Consider the following 17,115-nt stretch of genomic DNA (forward strand, 5'->3'; position numbering starts at 1 on the left):
CCGGGGGCCGGCGCGGGTCTGGGAGACTCCCAGACCATGAGGACCGACGACTTCTGGCAGTTGATCGACCAGGCCCGCACCGGGGCCGGGGGAGAGGCCGACGCGGTCGCCGCGCGGGCGGTCGCGCTGCTCGCCGGGCGCACCCCGGAGGACATCGTCGGGTACGCGCACCACCAGCAGCGGGTGCTGGCCGCCTCGTACCGGGTCGACCTGTGGGGTGCGGCGTACCTGATCAACGGAGGTGCCTCCGACGACGGGTTCGAGTATTTCCGGGGCTGGCTGATGACCCAGGGCCGGGCGGTCTTCGCCGCCGCGGTGGCCGACCCGGACTCGCTGGCGGGGCTGCCCCGGGTGCGCTCGGCGGCGCTCAGCGGCGAGGAGTTCGAGTGCGAGGACATGCTGGCGGTGCCGTGGGACGCGTACCGCAGGGCGACCGCGGCTGAGCTGCCGGCGCAGCGGGACCCGGTGCGGATGCCGGACCTGAACGACTTCTGGGACTTCGACGACGAGGCGGAGGCCCGCCGCCGGCTGCCGAAGCTCGCTGCCCTCTTCGTCGAGCCGCCCGAGGAGTGAGCCCGGGGGTGGGCGACCGGTGGGCCGCCCGCCGGGTACCCCAGGAGTGATCGGACCGGGTTCGGAGCGACGTGGGAGCATAGAGGGGGCCGGCGGCGTGTCGGCCCGCTCACGTCAGCCGACCAGAACGGACCGCTGTGCCACCGACGCTCGATCCCGGCGCGAACGCTCCTGGTGCCACCGACCCGGCGCGCATCCGGAACTTCTGCATCATCGCCCACATCGACCACGGGAAGTCGACTCTGGCCGACCGGATGTTGCAGCTCACCGGCGTGGTCGATCCCCGGCAGATGCGCGCGCAGTACCTCGACCGGATGGACATCGAACGCGAGCGCGGCATCACCATCAAGAGTCAGGCCGTCCGGATGCCGTGGACCATCCGCGAGGGTGAGCGGGCCGGTGAGCAGGCCGTCCTGAACATGATCGACACCCCGGGCCACGTGGACTTCACCTACGAGGTGTCCCGGTCGCTGGCTGCCTGCGAGGGGGCGCTGCTACTGGTCGACGCCGCCCAGGGCATCGAGGCGCAGACGCTGGCGAACCTCTACCTGGCGCTGGAGAACGATCTCAAGATCATTCCGGTGCTCAACAAGATCGATCTGCCGGCCGCCCAGCCCGAGAAGTACGCCGAGGAGCTGGCCCATCTGATCGGCGGCGACCCGGCCGACTGCATCCGGGTCTCCGGCAAGACCGGCGACGGGGTACCTTACCTGCTCGACGAGATCGTCAGGCAGTTCGTCCCGCCGGTCGGCGACGCCGACGCGCCCGCCCGCGCGATGATCTTCGACTCGGTGTACGACGTCTACCGGGGCGTGGTCACCTACGTCCGGGTCATCGACGGCCGGATCAGCGCCCGGGACCGGATCAAGATGATGTCCACCGCCGCCGTGCACGAGCTGCTGGAGATCGGCGTCATCTCACCCGAGATGGTCAAGGCCGACGCGCTCGGCGTCGGCGAGGTGGGCTACCTGATCACCGGGGTGAAGGACGTCCGCCAGTCCCGGGTCGGTGACACCGTCACCATCAACGCCCGGCCGGCCACCGAGGCGCTCGGCGGCTACAAGGACCCGAAGCCGATGGTCTACTCCGGCCTCTACCCGATCGACGGCTCGGACTACCCCAACCTGCGCGAGGCGCTGGACAAGCTCAAGCTCAACGACGCCGCGCTCGACTACGAGCCGGAGACGTCGGGCGCGCTCGGCTTCGGCTTCCGCTGCGGCTTCCTCGGCCTGCTGCACCTGGAGATCATCCGGGAGCGGCTGGAGCGGGAGTACAACCTCGACCTGATCTCCACCGCGCCGAACGTGGTCTACCGGGCCATCACCGACGACGGCCAGGAGATCGTGGTGACCAACCCGAGCGAGTACCCCACCGGCAAGATCGCCGAGGTGTACGAGCCGGTGGTGCGGGCGACCGTGCTCACCCCGAACGACTACGTGGGCGCGGTGATGGAGCTGTGCCAGGGGCGGCGGGGCAGCCTGCTCGGCATGGACTACCTCTCCGCCGACCGGGTGGAACTGCGCTACACCCTCCCCCTCGCCGAGATCATCTTCGACTTCTTCGACCAGCTCAAGAGCCGTACCAAGGGGTACGCCTCGCTGGACTACGAGCCCTCCGGCGAGCAGGCGTCCGACCTGGTCAAGGTGGACATCCTGCTACACGGCGAGCCGGTGGACGCGTTCAGCGCGATCGTGCACAAGGACAAGGCGTACAACTACGGCACGACGATCGCGGCGAAGCTGCGCAACCTGATCCCGCGCCAGCAGTTCGAGGTGCCGATCCAGGCGGCCATCGGCAGCCGGGTGATCGCCCGGGAGACCATCCGCGCCATCCGCAAGGACGTCCTCGCGAAGTGCTACGGCGGTGACATCAGCCGCAAGCGCAAGCTGCTGGAGAAGCAGAAGGAGGGCAAGAAGCGGATGAAGATGGTGGGCCGGGTCGAGGTCCCCCAGGAGGCCTTCATCGCCGCGCTCTCCTCGGACTCCGCCGACGCCAAGCCGGCCGGCAAGAAGTAGCCGTCCGCAGCGGGCGTGGAGGGCCGGCCCGGTCGGGCCGGCCGCGCTCCGTACGGCACGGCCGGTCCCGGTACCCCACGACGGCCGGCGGCCCCGGTGTTCCGACCGGGCCGCCGGCCGTCGGCATGCGCGCCCCCGGTGCCGTACGGAAGATTTTCTTCCGCTCCCCGTGTCGCTGCGGACGGCCGCCGCGAGTGTCCTGAGCTGCGCGGACATCGACGGCCGGCGAATCGACGCAACGGCATCGGATCGATGTGCGGCGACCTGTGTGGTGGTGAGTCGGTTTGGTTTTCCGGCGGGTCGGGAACCTAGCTGTCACGACAGGAACCACACATACCGTGTGACTCAATCTTCAGGAGGAGGGCGACCGTGGAGTTCACCGTCTGGGGCATCATCACCGCGCTCGTTGTTGGTCTCATCGTCGGCGCTCTGGGCCGTCTGGTCGTGCCGGGCCGCCAGAACATGCCGATCTGGCTGCACATGCTGATCGGCGTGGGCGCCGCGCTGCTGGGCACCGTGCTGGCCCGCGCGATGGGCATCGCCACGCAGACCGCCGGCATCGACTGGACGGAGCTGCTGGTGCAGGTCGTCCTCGCCGCCATCGCCGTGGCCCTGGTGGCCGGTGTGGGTCGCCGCCGCAGCGTCACCCACCGGTAAGTCAAGCGGCACCGCCGAGCGGGCGCCCGACCCCCCACGGGGTCGGGCGCCCGCTCGCGTGTGCGGGTCGGAGCCGTCACCGGTGGCGGGCGTTCTAGACCTGATCGTTACCGGAGTCGGTTTGGAGATTCTCCACTTCGGGAATCTACCGATCACCACAGCAACAAACACTCACCAACGACATATCTACTGAAGGAGGACGGCCGTGGAGTTCACCGTCTGGGGCATCATCACCGCGCTCGTCGTCGGTCTCATCGTCGGCGCTCTGGGTCGCCTGGTCGTGCCGGGCCGCCAGAACATGCCGATCTGGCTGCACATGCTGATCGGTGTCGGCGCGGCCCTGCTGGGCACCGTGCTGGCCCGGGCGATGGGCATCGCCACGCAGACCGCCGGCATCGACTGGGCCGAGCTGCTGGTGCAGGTCGTCCTCGCCGCCATCGCCGTGGCCCTGGTGGCCGGCGTGGGCCGGCGTCGGGGTGTCACCCACCGGTGACCCCACCCGCCGGTCGGTGACCGACCGGCACGGACAACCTCAGCGGATGCCCGCCCCCGGTTCGGGGGCGGGCATCCGCTCGTCCGGATGGCGACCGTCGATCCCGTCGGGTCGTCGCGGGGCCTGCCTGAGGGGTCCCCGCCTGCGATACGGTCGCCTCGCCGAACGCCCCGCCGTGCGCCGCCGCACCGTCGACGGTCCGCCCGCGCGGGGCGGCACGCACCCCCTGTCGTAAAGGAAATTTTCCTACTAGGGTGCGGCTGAGAAGGTTAGTGCCGGACGGCGCGAGGGAGATGTGGCGTGAACAGGTGGAAGCGGCTGGCCCCGGTCACCGCCGTCGTGGCCTCGGCTGCGATGGTGCTCGCCGGTTGCGGCGGTTCCGGCGACGACGAAGCTGCCGACGACAGCAAGCTGACGGTCTGGATGATGGGCGAGGGGAGCGACGCCCAGACGGCGTTCCTCGACGGCGTCGAGACCGAGTTCCGGCAGCGGCACCCCGACACTGACGTGGTGGTCCAGTACATACCCTGGCTGGAGGCGCCGAAGAAGTTCCAGGCGGCGCTCGCCGGCGGCGAGGGTCCGGACGTCACCGAGCTGGGCAACACCGAGACCCAGGGCTGGGCGGCCCAGGAGGCGCTCGCCGACATCTCCGGCCGCTTCGGCGGCTGGGCCGACGGCAAGGACGTCCTGCCCGACCTGGTGCGCAACGCCCAACTCGACGGCAAGCAGTACGGCGTCCCCTGGTACGCCGGGGTCCGCGCCGTCTACTACCGCACCGACTGGTTCGCCGAGGCCGGCGTGCAGCCGCCGAAGACCTGGGACGAGCTGGTCTCGGTCGCCAAGGCGGTGCAGGCCAGGAAGCCCGGCAGCTACGGCATCGCCCTGCCGGGCAACTCCGAGCTGCCGTTCTACTCCTTCCTCTGGGGTGCCGGCGGCGAGATCGCCACCGACCAGGGCGGCACCTGGAAGTCCGGTTACACCAGCCCGCAGGCCCAGCGGGCGGTGAAGTTCTGGACCGACCTGGTGACCGTGCACAAGGTCGCCCCGCCCGCCGCCGCCGGCTGGAACGAGATCGACGCCCGTACCCAGTTCGCCACGGGTAAGGCGGCGATGGCCTTCGCCGGCAGTTGGCAGGCCGGCGCGATCAAGAAGGACAACCCCGACATCGAGAAGGTCTGGGGGACCTTCCCGATCCCCGGCCCGGACGGCGGCCCGGCCCCCGCCTTCGCCGGTGGCTCGGACATCGCCCTCTGGCAGGACAGCAAGCGGCAGGACCTGGCCTGGGACTACCTGACCGTGCTCCTGAGCAAGAAGAACGCGAAGACCTTCGCCGGCAGCCTCGGCTTCTTCCCGGTCTACTCCGACCTGGTGCAGGGTGGCGACTACGCCGACGACAAGCTGATGGCGGCGTTCGCCAGCACCATGCAGCGCACCCGGGTCACCCCGCTGACCCCGAAGTGGGTGGAGGTCAGCCGGACCAAGACGGTCACCCAGGCGATGAACAGCTCGGTCATCAAGGGCCAGAAGTCGGTGCAGCAGGCCACCGCCGACGCCGCCGCCGAGATGGAAAGCATCCTCAACGCCAAGTGAGCACCCTGACCGAGCACACCCCGACGGCCGCCGCCCGGGAGACCCCCACCCGGCGGCGGCCCCGGGTGGACCGCCTGCCGTACCTGCTCCTGCTGCCCTGCCTGGTCGTGATCGGGGTGCTGCTGCTCTGGCCGCTGGGCCAGGTGGTGGCGATGTCGTTCTTCCGGCTCAACAGCGTCCGGCAGCTGCGCGGGGACCGGGAGTGGCCGTTCGTCGGGCTGGCCAACTACACCCAGATCCTCGGCGACTCGTTCTTCCGTACGGTGCTGCGCAACACCGTGCTCTTCGCGGCGGCGAACGTGCTGCTGACGATGGTGCTGGGCACCCTGGTCGGGTTGCTGCTGCACCGGCTCGGCCGGAAGATGGCCACCTTCGTGGCCAGTTGCGTGATGCTGGCCTGGGCCACCCCGGCGCTGACCGGCACGATCGTCTGGAAGTGGATCTTCGATGACACCTCCGGGCTGGTCACCTGGGCGTTCAACGCCCTGCCGGACGGACTGTCGCAGGCGCTCTTCGGCCGCACCGACTGGTCGGGTTACGGCTGGTTCAACTCGCCGCTGCTGTTCTTCGCGATCCTGACCCTGGTGGTGGTCTGGCACTCGTTCCCGTTCATCGCGGTCAGCGTGCTCGCCGGGCTCAAGAGCGTGCCGAGCGAGCTGCACGAGGCGGCCCGGGTCGACGGGGCCGGCCCGTGGACGGTGTTCTGGAAGATCACCTTCCCGCTGCTGCGGCCGGTCTTCGGGATCCTGGTGGTGCTCTCCACCATCTGGGACTTCAAGGTCTTCACCCAGCAGTTCGTGCTGGCCGGCGGCACCCAGGACCGACCGACGTTCATGCTGTCGATCTACTCGTACGCCGAGGCGTTCTCCCCGCCGCCCAAGTACGGCGTGGGCTCGGCCATCGCGGTCATCCTCACGCTGATCCTGCTGGTGGTGACCGGCCTGTACGTCCGGATGGTGCTCAGGCAGGAGGACGCGTCGTGAAGAAGGTCGCCCTCAACGGCGCGGGCCTGCTGGTGGCGCTCTTCGCCGCCTTCCCGGTCTACTGGATGATCGCCACCTCGCTGAAGCCGAACCGGGAGATCTTCTCGGCCACGCCCCGGCCGGTCCCGGCCCACCCCACCCTGGAGCACTACCGGGAGATCCTCACCGGCAACCTGATCCCGGGCGTGACCTTCGGCGACTTCCTGCTCAACAGCGTGCTCGTGGCCGTCAGCACGGTCGTGCTCAGCGGACTGGTGGCGCTGCTGGCCGCGACGGCGGTGGCCCGGTTCCGGTTCCGGCTGCGGACCACCTTCCTGATCATGCTGCTGGTGGTGCAGATGATCCCGCTGGAGGCGCTGGTCATCCCGCTGTTCCTGATGATCCAGCGGCTCGGCCTATACAACACCCTGCCCAGCCTCATCCTCACCTACCTGGGCTTCTCGCTGCCGTTCGCGGTGTGGATGCTGCGCGGCTTCGTCGCGGCCGTGCCCAGGGAACTGGAGGAGGCCGCCGCCATCGACGGCGCCAGCCGCGCCCAGACCTTCCGCAGGGTGCTCTTTCCGCTGGTCGCGCCCGGCCTGGTGGCCACCAGCATCTTCTCCTTCATCACCGCCTGGAACGAGCTGATCTTCGCGTTGACCTTCGTCAACGACCAGAGCCGCTACACCCTGCCGGTGGCGATGACCTTCTTCTTCGGCCGCGACGACACCGCCTGGGGGTCGGTGATGGCCGCCTCCACGCTGTTCACCCTGCCCGTGATCGTCTTCTTCCTGCTGGTGCAGCGCCGGATGGTCTCCGGTCTGGTGGCGGGCGCCGTCAAGGGCTGAGCCGGGACGGCGACCACCCGTGCCCGGCCGTACCCTGGGGCCATGACGGGCAGGGTGGCGGCGGTGAACCTCGGCGTGGTGACGCAGGCGCAGTGGGCGGGTGACGCGAGCGGGCGCAGCGGCATCGACAAGCGGCCGGTCGACGGCCCGGTGCTGCTGCGCACCGACGGGGTGGCCGGCGACTTCATCGGCGAGCGGCCCCAACACGGCGGCCCCGACCAGGCGGTCTACGCCTACGCGCAGGAGGACGCCGGCTGGTGGTCGGCCGAACTGGGCCGCGACATCAGCCCCGGCGGGTTCGGCGAGAACCTGACCACCTGGGCGGTGGACGTGACCGGCGCGGTGATCGGCGAACGCTGGGCGGTCGGCTCGGCGCTGCTCCAGGTCACCAAGCCGCGCACCCCGTGCACGACCTTCGCCGGCTTCTGGGGGGTGCCCGACCTGATCAAACGGTTCACCGTCCGGGCCGCCCCCGGGGCCTACCTGCGGGTGCTGCGCGACGGCGAGGTGAGCGCGGGCGACCCGGTGGAGGTGGTGGACCGGCCGGCGCACGGCGTCACCATCGGCGAGGTGTTCCGGGCCACCAGCCTGGAGCCGGAGCTGCTGCCCCGGCTGCTCGACGTCCCCGAGCTGCCCGCCTCGACCAGGGAGAAGGTGCTCCGCCGGTTGAACGTCGCCGGCTGACCGGCCTCTCCGGCCGGCCGGGCGGACTGCCCGCCGGCCGTCAGGCGGGGTCGGCGAAGACCTCGGCCAGCACCCGGGGCCCGGTCGCCCGACCGTCGGCGACCTTCGCCCACCGGCCGTTGTCGGCATTCCACTCCAGCCCGTCGAAGCGCACCCGCTTCACCCCGTGGTCGGGGGCGTGCGAGACCAGCCAGTGCGCGTACCGCCAGCCGTCCCGGGCGTCCGAGGCGGGCACCGTCACGTCGGTCAGCTCGGCCACCGCACCGGCGTCGGGCAACCCCCAGTCGAGGGTCAGGCCGCGGGTCAGCTCGGCCGCCGCGGCCTGCCCGCGCATCACCGGGGTACGCCCCACCGTGCAGGCCACCGCGCCGGTCGCCTCGCCGAGCAGGGCCCGCGCCAGCACCTGGGACTCGTCGGCCCACTTCTGGTACGCCTTCGGGTACGCCGACCGCTGCACCGCCTGGGCCGCGTCGGTGACCTCCATCCGCTCCCAGCCGCGTACCTTCTTCAGCGCCTTGTAGAACCGGTTCGCCGCGTACCGCTGGTCGCGGATCTGCTCCGGGGTGCCCCAACCCTGGCTGGGGCGCTGCTGGAACAGGCCGAGCGAGTCGCGGTCGCCGTGGGCGAGGTTGCGCAGCCCCGACTCCTGGTACGCGGTGGCCAGGGCGACCACCACGGCCTGCTCGGGCATCTGCCGCTGCATGCCGATCGCGGCGATGGTGGCCGCGTTGGCCATCTGGTCGGCGTCGAGCTTCACGGTGCCGTCGGCCTGCACGGTGCAGCTACGGCCGGCGACGGGAAGCCGGAACTCCCCGTCGAGTTGACGGACTCCCCAGCCCCCGACGATGGCGAACAACGCCACCACGACCCCGGCTGCCACGAATGTCCGCGTCCGCACCCGCACCTCCCGTTTCAATGTTCGCCAAGCGTACGTCGCCAACCGGCGGCCCCGGGTCGGTCGACCGGTTCACGTTCCCGCAGTAAATAGGAGCAAACCAGGTCAATCCCGGGGCACCCAGGCCGCGTCCCGCTTCTCCCGGAAGGCGGCCACGCCCTCGCGGCCCTCGGCCGAGAGGAAGTAGCCGGTGGACCGGGTGGACAGGTCGGCGATCTCCGCGCGCAGGTCCGTGGCGGCCGGGCGGCGCAGCAGCTCCTTCGTCCCGGCCAGCGCCCCCGGTGCCCCCCGGACCAGCGACGCGCAGTACCGGGCCACCGCCGCGTCCAGCTCGCCGGCCGGCACGGCGGCGGTCACCAGCCCCACCTCGGCGGCCCGGAGGCCGTCGAAGGTGTCGCCGGTCAGGTACAGCTCGGCGGCGGCCCGGGGGTGCAGCCGGGGCAGCACGGTCGCCGAGATCACCGCCGGGATCACCCCGATCCGTACCTCGGTGAAGGCGAACGTCGCCTCGGACGCGCAGACCGCCAGGTCGGCCGCCGCGATCAGGCCCAACCCGCCGGCCCGCGCCGGCCCGGCCACCCGCGCCAGCACCGGCTTCGGGCACTCCCGTACCGCCACCAGCACGTCGCCGAGCATCCCGGCCGGCACCGACCCGCTGGCGTACGCCGCCGCCGTCTCCTTCAGGTCGGCCCCGGAGCAGAACACCGGGCCGGTGTGGTCCAGCACGACCACCCGGACCGCGTCGTCGGCGACCGCTGCGGCGATCCCGGCCAGCAGCTCGGTCATCAGCGGGGTGGACAGCGCGTTGCGGTTGTGCGGGCTGTCCAGGGTGAGGGTGGTCACCCCACGGGCCGTGGCGACCCGCACGAGTCGGTCGGGAGAGGTCATGCCGGGCACACTAGTGGCCATGCCCGGCCTCCTTCCAGATGGTGAGACCGTTCCCGTCGACGGTGCGCTGCCCGGCACCGCCCTGCGCGGGGTCGGCTCGCGCGGGTTCGGCGTCTACCTGCACGTGCCGTTCTGCGCCAGCCGCTGCGGCTACTGCGACTTCAACACCTACACCGCCGCCGAGCTGGGCGGGGGCGTCGGCCGGGAGTCGTACGCCGACACCGTGCTGGCCGAGTTGACGCTCGCCGCCCGGGTGCTCGGCGACGCGCCACCGCCCCGGGTCGACACGGTCTTCGTCGGCGGCGGCACCCCGACCCTGCTGCCCGCCGACGACCTGGCCCGGCTGCTCGACGGCATCGACCGCACCTGGGGGCTGGCCGCCGACGCCGAGGTGACCACCGAGGCCAACCCCGAGTCGGTGACCCCCGCGTCGCTGAAGACCCTGCGCGCCGCCGGCTACACCCGGATCTCGCTGGGCATGCAGTCCGCCGCGCCCGGGGTGCTGGCGGTCCTCGACCGCACCCACCGCCCGGGACGCGCCGTCGAGGCCGCCCGGGAGGCCCGCGACGCCGGGTTCGACCACGTCAACCTCGACCTGATCTACGGCACCCCGGGGGAGCGCCCCGAGGACTTCGCCGCGTCGTTGGACCAGGTGGTCGCCGCCGGGGTCGACCACGTCAGCGCGTACGCCCTGATCGTGGAGGACGGCACCCGGCTGGCCGCGCGGATGCGGCGCGGCGAGCTGCCGTACCCCTCCGACGACGTGGCGGCGGACCGCTACCTGGCCGCCGAGGCCGCCCTCGACGCGGCCGGTTTCTCCTGGTACGAGGTCTCCAACTGGGCCCGCGGCGGGGCGGCCCGGTGCCGGCACAACCTGCTCTACTGGACCGGCGGCGACTGGTGGGGCCTCGGCCCGGGGGCGCACAGCCACGTCGGCGGGGTGCGCTGGTGGAACGTCAAGCACCCCACGACGTACGCGCAGCGGCTCGCCGCCGGGCACTCACCCGGCCTGGCCCGGGAGATCCTCACCCCGGCCGAGGCGCACACGGAGGACGTGATGCTGCGCCTGCGGCTCGCCTCCGGGCTGCCGCTGGACATGCTGGACGACGCGGGCCGGGCCGCCGCCGCCCGCGCGCTCGCCGACGGGCTGCTGGACCCGGTGGCCTATCCGCAGGGACGGGCGGTGCTCACCCTGCGGGGCCGGCTGCTGGCCGACGCGGTGGTCCGCGACCTGCTGCCCTGAGCGCGGTTCCGCCGGCCCGTCGCGCAGCGGGGTGCGCCGGGGCCGGCGGTGGTGCCCGACCGGCCGGGGGAGCGGCCGGTCGGGGCTCACTTGATGAAGCTGGTGGACATCGGGTAGCGGTAGGCCTGACCCTCGTTGGCCTTCATGCCGGCGATGATCCCGAACAGGATCTGGATCACCACGACCGCGATGCTGGGCAGGAAGAGCAGGCACCAGCTCACGAAGAGCAGCACGAACGCGATGATCGACCAGAGGATCTGGAAGTTCAGCGCGGCCAGGGCCTGCGCCCGGACAGCCGGCGACTGCTGTCCGCGCACCAGGTAGGCGATCAGCGGGGCGACGAAGCCGAGCGGGCCGAAGCTGATCAGCGCGCCGGCGGCCCCGCCGAAGTGCGCGACCAGCGCCCAGGTCTTGTCCTCGCTGTTGGCGTAGCCGCCGCTCGGCGCGCCGTAGGCGCCGCCGGTCGGATATCCGCCACCGGGCGGAGGGTAGCCACCCGGCGGGGGGTAACCGCCTGCGGGCGGCTGGTCACCGGTGGGCGGCGGATACCCGCCGGGCGGGGGATACCCGCCTGCGCCCGGCGCGCCGGACAGTGGTGCGGTGGGCGGATCGTATGGCGAGCCCTGGGGCGCGGTCGGGTCCGGCGGGTAACCGTCGCCCGCGCCGGGAGGGCGAGGTGGTTCAGTCATGCCCGCCACGGTAGGGGCTGCCGGCAAGGGTGCACCAGAGCGACACTGGTGAGGTTGGCCTCGACCCTGCGTCAGCGCCCCCGCCGTCATGGTCCGTCTCGATCATATCGGCGGCGGTACTGCCGACGTAGACTGGCACTCGCTACAGTCGAGTGCCAGAGCGCTCGCCCGGGTGCGGCGGCGCCCGCAACGACGTGCGTCAGGAGGTGGGAGATGGGTCTCGACGACCGTAAACTCGCCGTGCTGCGGGCGATCGTCGAGGACTACGTCGCCACGCAGGAGCCCGTCGGCAGCAAGACGCTCGTCGAGCGGCACCAGCTCGGGGTCTCCCCGGCGACCGTCCGCAACGACATGGCGGTGCTGGAGGAGGAGGGCTACATCCGGCAGCCGCACACCAGCGCCGGCCGGGTCCCCACCGACCGGGGCTACCGCCTCTTCGTCGACCGGCTCTCCCGGGTCAAGCCGCTCAGCCCGGCCGAACGCCGGGCCATCGAGCGCTTCCTGGTCGGCGCGGTCGACCTCGACGACGTGGTGCACCGCACCGTACGCCTGCTGGCGCAGCTCACCCGGCAGGTCGCCGTGGTGCAGTACCCGTCGCTGGCCCGCTCGTCGGTACGCCACCTGGAACTGGTGCCGATCTCCACCACCCGGCTGATGCTGGTCATGATCGCCGACACCGGGCGGGTCGAGCAGCGGCTGGTCGAGCTGGCCGCGCCGGTCCCCGCCGACGACGTCCTCGACCTGCGCCGGCTGGTCAACGAGAAACTGGTCGGGAGTCGGTTGTCCGACACTCCGCCGCTGGTGCAGGCGCTGGTCGACGAGAGCGCGCCGCACCTGCGCGGTGCGATGACCACCCTGTCCACCGTGCTGTTGGAAACCCTGGTGGAGCGCACCGAGGAGCGGCTCGCGCTGGCCGGCACCGCCAACCTCACCCGGGGTGGCCTGCTCGACTTCCAGGGCTCGCTGCGACCCATCCTGGAGGCGCTCGAAGAGGAGGTCGTGCTGCTCAAGCTGATCGGCGAGGCGGAGCCGAGCACCACCCGGGTGCTGATCGGCGACGAGAACGAGGTCGACAATCTCCGCGCCGCCTCGGTGGTCAGCACCGGGTACGGCCCGGGCAGCACCATCGTCGGCGGACTGGGCGTGCTCGGCCCGACCCGGATGGACTACCCCGGCACCATCGCCACGGTGCGGGCCGTGGCACGCTACGTGGGCGAGCTGCTGGCCCAGAACTGACCAGTCAGGGCCGGCGGCCGGCTCCGGCCGCCGACCGGCGCAAACGCGAGACGAACATGAGGACACGGAACGCAGTGGCCAGGGACTACTACGGCATTCTCGGCGTGAGCCGGGAAGCCTCCGACGACGAGATCAAGCGCGCCTACCGCAAGCTGGCGCGGCAGTTCCACCCGGACGTCAATCCGGACCCGGAGGCACAGGAGAAGTTCAAGGACATCAACGCCGCGTACGAGGTCCTCTCGGACGACCGGAAGCGGCAGATCGTCGACCTGGGCGGCGACCCGCTCGCCCCGGGCGGCGGGGGCGCCGGTGGCCCGGGTGGCCCCGGCGGGGCCGGTCCGTTCGTCGGCTTCCAGGACATCATGGACGCCTTCTTCGGCGGCGCGGCCGGTGGCACCCGTGGCCCGCGGCCGCGGACCCGGCCCGGGGCCGACGCGATCCTGCGGCTGGAACTAGACCTGCACGAGACCGCCTTCGGCGTCGAGGCCCCGATCACGGTCGACACCGCCGTGCTCTGCACCACCTGCTCCGGGGCGGGCACCGCGGCTGGCACCCACCTGGCGACCTGCGAGGCGTGCGGCGGCCGGGGCGAGGTGCAGTCGGTGCAGCGCACCTTCCTCGGCCAGGTCGTCTCGGCCCGGCCGTGCACCGTCTGCCAGGGCTACGGCACCACCATCCCGCACCCCTGCCCGACCTGCGCCGGCGACGGCCGGGTGCGGACCCGCCGCTCGCTGACCGTCAAGATCCCGGCGGGGGTCGAGGACGGCATGCGTATCCGGCTCGCCCAGCAGGGCGAGGTCGGCCCGGGTGGCGGCACCGCCGGTGACCTCTACGTCGAGATCCACGAGCGGCCGCACGACGTCTACTCCCGCAAGGGCGACGACCTGCACTGCCGGGTCACCGTGCCGATGACCGCCGCCGCGCTGGGCACCCGGCTCACCATCAAGACGCTGGACAGCGACGAGAACGTCGACGTCAAGGCCGGCACCCAGCCGGGCAGCACGCTGCGGTTGCGTGCCCGGGGCGTACCGCACCTGCGCGGCACCGGTCGGGGCGACCTCTACGTCCACCTCGACGTGCGTACCCCCACCAAGCTCGACGCCGACCAGGAGAAGATGCTGCGGGACTTCGCCAAGACCCGGGGTGAGGAGGTCGCCGAGCTGAGCAAGCAGGGCGGCTTCTTCTCCCGGATGCGCGACGCCTTCAACGGCCACGCCTGACCGGTCGGGCCGCCCCGACCGGTCTCGTGCCGGGTCGGTCTCGTGCCGGGTCGGTCTTGTGCCGGTCGGGCCGGCGTCCCGGGTGGCTCCCCGGCCGGCCCGGCCGGTTAGCCTGATCGGCGTGTCCGCGCCGCTGTTCCTGGTCGAGTCGCTGCCCCCTGCCGACCATTTCACCCTGGACGGTCCCGAGGGGCACCACGCCGCCACCGTGCAACGGCTGCGCGTCGGCGAGGAACTGCTGCTCGCCGACGGGCGGGGCGGCACCGCCACCGCCGTGGTCACCGCCGTCGGCCGGGGTGCCCTCGACCTCACCGTCACCTCCCGGGGGTACGTCGACGCGGACGTCCCCCGGCTGGTCGTGGTACAGGGCATCGCCAAGGGTGACCGGGGTGAGCTGGCCGTACAGGCGATGACCGAGGTCGGGGTGGACGAGATCGTGCCCTGGGCGGCGTCCCGCTCGGTGGCGCAGTGGCGCGGTGACCGGGGCGTACGGGCCCGGGAGAAGTGGGTGGCGACGGCGCGGGAGGCGGCCAAACAGGCCCGCCGGGCGTGGCTGCCGGTGGTGGCCGGCGCGCCGGACGAGTCCACCACCTCGGTGGCCCGCCGGATCGCCGGGGCGGGCACGGCGTTCGTCCTGCACGAGGAGGCCGACGACCGGCTCACCACTGTCGACCTGCCGACCACCGGCGAGATCGTCCTGGTTGTCGGGCCCGAGGGCGGGATCGCCCCGACCGAGCTGACCACCTTCACCGACGCGGGCGCCCGCGCGGTACGCCTGGGCCCCTCGGTCCTACGCACCTCCACCGCCGGCCCGGCCGCCCTGGCCGTCCTCGCCACCCGCCTCTCCCGCTGGTAACCCACCCCACCCCGATCTGCCCGCTCCCGGCCCACCCCGCCCCCTGCCCCGCCCCGCCCCTGCCCCGCCCCCGCCCCGGTGATCAAGAGCTTTGCGTCATCCCCAGCCCGATCCCCGCCCCAAACTTCTTGGTCACCGCTCCTCCGGTGCCCCTCCCCGCGGTGCCCCCGGTGATCAAGAAGTTTGCGTCGTCTCCCAGCCCCATTCCCGCCCCAAACCTCTTGATCACCGCCCCTCAATGCCGTCGCTTACCAAGTCCCCCGGCGGCGTGGCCGGTGATCAAGAGGTTGGCGTCATCGTCGGGGCTGGAATTGACGTAAAGCTCTTGATCACCGGGGGCAGTCGGGGGAGAAGGCGAGGGGCAGGGCGGGAGAGAGCGGGGAGGGGCGGGCGGGGGAGTGGGGGAGGGGTGGTCCTTAGAGTGGGGGGATGGGAGCCGACTGTCTGTTCTGCCGCATCGTCGCCGGGGAGATTCCGGCCACCATCGTCAAGGAGACCGCTACCACCCTGGCCTTCCGTGACATCGGTCCGAAGGCGCCGGTGCACGTGCTGATCATCCCCAAGGAGCACTACGCCGACGTGGCGACGCTCGGCCAGGGTGACCCCGCGCTGGCCGGCGAGGTGCTGGCCACGGCGGCGGCGGTGGCCGAGGACGAGGGGCTGACCGGTGACGGCTTCCGGCTGATGTTCAACACCGGTCCGTACGGTGGCCAGGAGGTCTTCCACGTGCACGCCCACCTGCTCGGCGGCGCACCCCTGGGCCCGATGCTGGCGCGGGACCTGGCGTGACGTCGACGGTCGATCCGCAACCCGAGCCGGCCGGCGACAGGGCATCCGCCAGGCGTCGGCTGGAACGGATGGTCCGCGCGACCCAGGCACAGGCACGGGTGCCCGCCCTGGCGGTGGCGCTGCACCGGGCCGACAGTCCGCTCTGGAGTTTCCAGGTCGGTGGCACCGGCAACGACACCGTCCTCGGCCCGGCGAGCCGGTTCCGGATCGGCTCGGTCACCAAGACCTTCACCGCCGTGCTGGTGTTGCAGTGCCGCGACGACGGGCTGCTCGACCTGGACGACCCGTTGGGCCGGCACCTCGACCTGCCCGCACACGGCGACCTGACCGTACGCCGGCTGCTGTCGCACACCGCCGGGCTGCAACGCGAGCCGTACGGCGACGTGTGGGACACGCTGCGCGCGCCGCAGGTGGACGAACTCGTGGCCGACCTGGTCCGGGCCGAGCGGGTGCTGCCCAACGGCCGCCGTTACCACTACTCCAACCTGGGCATGGCGCTGCTCGGCCGGCTGGTCGGCGGGTTGCGCGGCGGCACCTGGGCCGAGGTGCTCGCCGACCGGGTGCTCACCCCGCTGGCGCTGGCGGACACCTCGGTCGACCCGGGGCCGCAGGCGGTGACCGGGTTCCTGGTCGACGCGTACTCCGACGAGGTGCATCCGGAGCCGCCGACCGACTTCGGGGCGGTCGGGCCGGCCGGACAGCTGTGGAGCACCGCGACGGACATGGCCCGGTGGGCGGCGTTCCTGGCCGATCCGGCCGCGCTGGACCCGACCGGTGCGGTGCTCGCCGCGACGACGCTGGACGAGATGCGCTGGCCGGTGACCACCACCGACGAGACGGTCTGGAAGGCCGGCTTCGGGCTCGGTCTGATCCTGGTCCCGTTCGCGGACCGGGTGGTGCACGTGGGGCACGACGGCGCGATGCCGGGGTTCCTGGCCGGGGTCTACGGCCGGCGCGGCGGGGACGGCACGGCGGGCGCGATGGGCTGCGCGGTGCTCGCCTCCAGCGGTACCGCCGCCGAGGTGCTGGAGCTGCCGCACCGGCTGCTCGCCGCCTCGGCCGGGAACGACCCGGCGGAGGTCGTGCCGTGGCGGCCGGGCCCGGGGGCGCCCGGCCCGCTGCGCGGGGTGCTGGGCCGCTGGTGGGGCGAGGGGTTCGAGTACGTCTTCTCCTGGCACGACGGGGCGTTGCGGGCCCGGGGCGCGGACGATCCGGCGGGGCGGCCCCCGGCGGTGTTCGCGCCGACGTCGCAGTCGCCGGACGTGTTCCGGACGGTCTCCGGGCGGGAGGCCGGGGAGTTGCTGCGGCTCACCCGCGACGGCGACGGGACGGTGGTCGCGATGCACTGGGCCACCTACCGCTTCACCCGCCGCCAGGAGACCTTCGACCGGTACGACTTCCGGGCCTGACCGGGCGGGCCCCGGCCCGAGACCGGCCGCCGACCCGGGTCCGGCAGGTGGGTACGACCGCCCGGTCC

Annotated in this window: 17 protein-coding genes; 14 read left to right on the top strand and 3 right to left on the bottom strand. The window is 72.4% G+C overall.

Translation table 11 applies throughout. From position 1 onward, the window contains the following. The first annotated feature begins 36 nt into the window (after positions 1 to 36). The 8 genes from ACN260_RS05760 (at position 37) to ACN260_RS05795 (ending at position 7,822) form a co-directional block, all read left to right on the top strand. Entirely contained in the window at positions 37 to 573 is a 537-nt protein-coding gene (locus ACN260_RS05760) for a DUF4240 domain-containing protein (RefSeq protein ID WP_422755015.1), read from the top strand. 137 nt (positions 574 to 710) lie between these two features. Beyond that, on the top strand, positions 711 to 2,588 hold the full coding sequence (gene lepA / locus ACN260_RS05765; protein WP_364310513.1) for a translation elongation factor 4: 1,878 nt from the start codon (positions 711 to 713) through the stop codon (positions 2,586 to 2,588). Positions 2,589 to 2,957: 369 nt separating this feature from the next. Continuing rightward, a complete protein-coding gene (locus tag ACN260_RS05770) occupies positions 2,958 to 3,245 on the top strand; it encodes a GlsB/YeaQ/YmgE family stress response membrane protein (protein ID WP_422755016.1) in 288 nt (95 codons plus the stop codon). A 205-nt stretch (positions 3,246 to 3,450) separates the two neighbouring features. Continuing rightward, the gene (locus ACN260_RS05775) at positions 3,451 to 3,738 is read left to right on the top strand and encodes a GlsB/YeaQ/YmgE family stress response membrane protein (protein WP_088644376.1); all 288 of its coding nucleotides are present in this window, start codon (positions 3,451 to 3,453) and stop codon (positions 3,736 to 3,738) included. Between the two features lie 300 nt (positions 3,739 to 4,038). Next, entirely contained in the window at positions 4,039 to 5,328 is a 1,290-nt protein-coding gene (locus ACN260_RS05780) for a sugar ABC transporter substrate-binding protein (protein ID WP_422755017.1), read from the top strand. Beyond that, positions 5,325 to 6,311, top strand: coding sequence for a carbohydrate ABC transporter permease (locus ACN260_RS05785; RefSeq protein WP_422755018.1), 987 nt, complete (start codon positions 5,325 to 5,327; stop codon positions 6,309 to 6,311). Before ACN260_RS05780 ends, ACN260_RS05785 begins: the two co-directional genes overlap by 4 nt. Next, entirely contained in the window at positions 6,308 to 7,138 is an 831-nt protein-coding gene (locus ACN260_RS05790) for a carbohydrate ABC transporter permease (protein WP_422755019.1), read from the top strand. Before ACN260_RS05785 ends, ACN260_RS05790 begins: the two co-directional genes overlap by 4 nt. A gap of 42 nt (positions 7,139 to 7,180) precedes the next feature. Then, entirely contained in the window at positions 7,181 to 7,822 is a 642-nt protein-coding gene (locus ACN260_RS05795) for an MOSC domain-containing protein (protein WP_422755020.1), read from the top strand. A 40-nt stretch (positions 7,823 to 7,862) separates the two neighbouring features. Here ACN260_RS05795 and ACN260_RS05800 read toward each other — a convergent pair whose 3' ends face one another. Continuing rightward, complete coding sequence (locus ACN260_RS05800; protein WP_363651571.1) at positions 7,863 to 8,726, bottom strand: hypothetical protein; 864 nt, start codon at positions 8,724 to 8,726, stop codon at positions 7,863 to 7,865. A gap of 96 nt (positions 8,727 to 8,822) precedes the next feature. After that, positions 8,823 to 9,605: an enoyl-CoA hydratase-related protein gene (locus tag ACN260_RS05805; RefSeq protein WP_422755021.1), complete on the bottom strand. Its 783-nt coding sequence runs from the start codon at positions 9,603 to 9,605 to the stop codon at positions 8,823 to 8,825. Between the two features lie 19 nt (positions 9,606 to 9,624). Between ACN260_RS05805 and hemW the strand changes: the two genes are divergently transcribed. Beyond that, on the top strand, positions 9,625 to 10,848 hold the full coding sequence (gene hemW / locus ACN260_RS05810) for a radical SAM family heme chaperone HemW (protein WP_422756631.1): 1,224 nt from the start codon (positions 9,625 to 9,627) through the stop codon (positions 10,846 to 10,848). 86 nt (positions 10,849 to 10,934) lie between these two features. Here the strand turns inward: hemW and ACN260_RS05815 are convergent, their stop codons facing one another. Next, positions 10,935 to 11,537, bottom strand: coding sequence for a DUF4870 domain-containing protein (locus ACN260_RS05815; RefSeq protein WP_422755022.1), 603 nt, complete (start codon positions 11,535 to 11,537; stop codon positions 10,935 to 10,937). Positions 11,538 to 11,750: 213 nt separating this feature from the next. Between ACN260_RS05815 and hrcA the strand changes: the two genes are divergently transcribed. The 5 genes from hrcA to ACN260_RS05840 all read left to right on the top strand — a co-directional run bounded on the left by hrcA (position 11,751) and on the right by ACN260_RS05840 (position 17,047). After that, the gene (gene hrcA / locus ACN260_RS05820) at positions 11,751 to 12,773 is read left to right on the top strand and encodes a heat-inducible transcriptional repressor HrcA (protein WP_204926294.1); all 1,023 of its coding nucleotides are present in this window, start codon (positions 11,751 to 11,753) and stop codon (positions 12,771 to 12,773) included. A 74-nt stretch (positions 12,774 to 12,847) separates the two neighbouring features. Next, on the top strand, positions 12,848 to 13,993 hold the full coding sequence (dnaJ, locus tag ACN260_RS05825) for a molecular chaperone DnaJ (RefSeq protein ID WP_194821761.1): 1,146 nt from the start codon (positions 12,848 to 12,850) through the stop codon (positions 13,991 to 13,993). Positions 13,994 to 14,114: 121 nt separating this feature from the next. After that, positions 14,115 to 14,849, top strand: a complete 735-nt coding sequence (locus ACN260_RS05830; protein WP_422755023.1) for a 16S rRNA (uracil(1498)-N(3))-methyltransferase — start codon at positions 14,115 to 14,117, stop codon at positions 14,847 to 14,849. A 429-nt stretch (positions 14,850 to 15,278) separates the two neighbouring features. Continuing rightward, positions 15,279 to 15,638, top strand: a complete 360-nt coding sequence (locus tag ACN260_RS05835) for a histidine triad nucleotide-binding protein (RefSeq protein ID WP_422755024.1) — start codon at positions 15,279 to 15,281, stop codon at positions 15,636 to 15,638. 68 nt (positions 15,639 to 15,706) lie between these two features. Then, positions 15,707 to 17,047 (top strand): serine hydrolase domain-containing protein, encoded by a 1,341-nt coding sequence (locus tag ACN260_RS05840; RefSeq protein ID WP_422755025.1) that lies wholly within the window; start codon positions 15,707 to 15,709, stop codon positions 17,045 to 17,047. Positions 17,048 to 17,115: the final 68 nt, after the last annotated feature.

Source organism: Micromonospora sp. WMMD708 (assembly GCF_049315245.1).
Lineage (GTDB): Bacteria > Actinomycetota > Actinomycetes > Mycobacteriales > Micromonosporaceae > Micromonospora > Micromonospora wenchangensis.

Coding starts and splice junctions, on each gene's coding strand:
- ACN260_RS05760 (WP_422755015.1), top strand. CDS start 37: ATGAGGACCGACGACTTCTGGCAGTTGATCGACCAGGCCCGCACCGGG.
- ACN260_RS05795 (WP_422755020.1), top strand. CDS start 7,181: ATGACGGGCAGGGTGGCGGCGGTGAACCTCGGCGTGGTGACGCAGGCG.
- ACN260_RS05805 (WP_422755021.1), bottom strand. CDS start 9,605: ATGACCTCTCCCGACCGACTCGTGCGGGTCGCCACGGCCCGTGGGGTG.
- hemW (WP_422756631.1), top strand. CDS start 9,625: ATGCCCGGCCTCCTTCCAGATGGTGAGACCGTTCCCGTCGACGGTGCG.
- ACN260_RS05815 (WP_422755022.1), bottom strand. CDS start 11,537: ATGACTGAACCACCTCGCCCTCCCGGCGCGGGCGACGGTTACCCGCCG.
- hrcA (WP_204926294.1), top strand. CDS start 11,751: ATGGGTCTCGACGACCGTAAACTCGCCGTGCTGCGGGCGATCGTCGAG.
- ACN260_RS05835 (WP_422755024.1), top strand. CDS start 15,279: ATGGGAGCCGACTGTCTGTTCTGCCGCATCGTCGCCGGGGAGATTCCG.
- ACN260_RS05840 (WP_422755025.1), top strand. CDS start 15,707: ATGGTCCGCGCGACCCAGGCACAGGCACGGGTGCCCGCCCTGGCGGTG.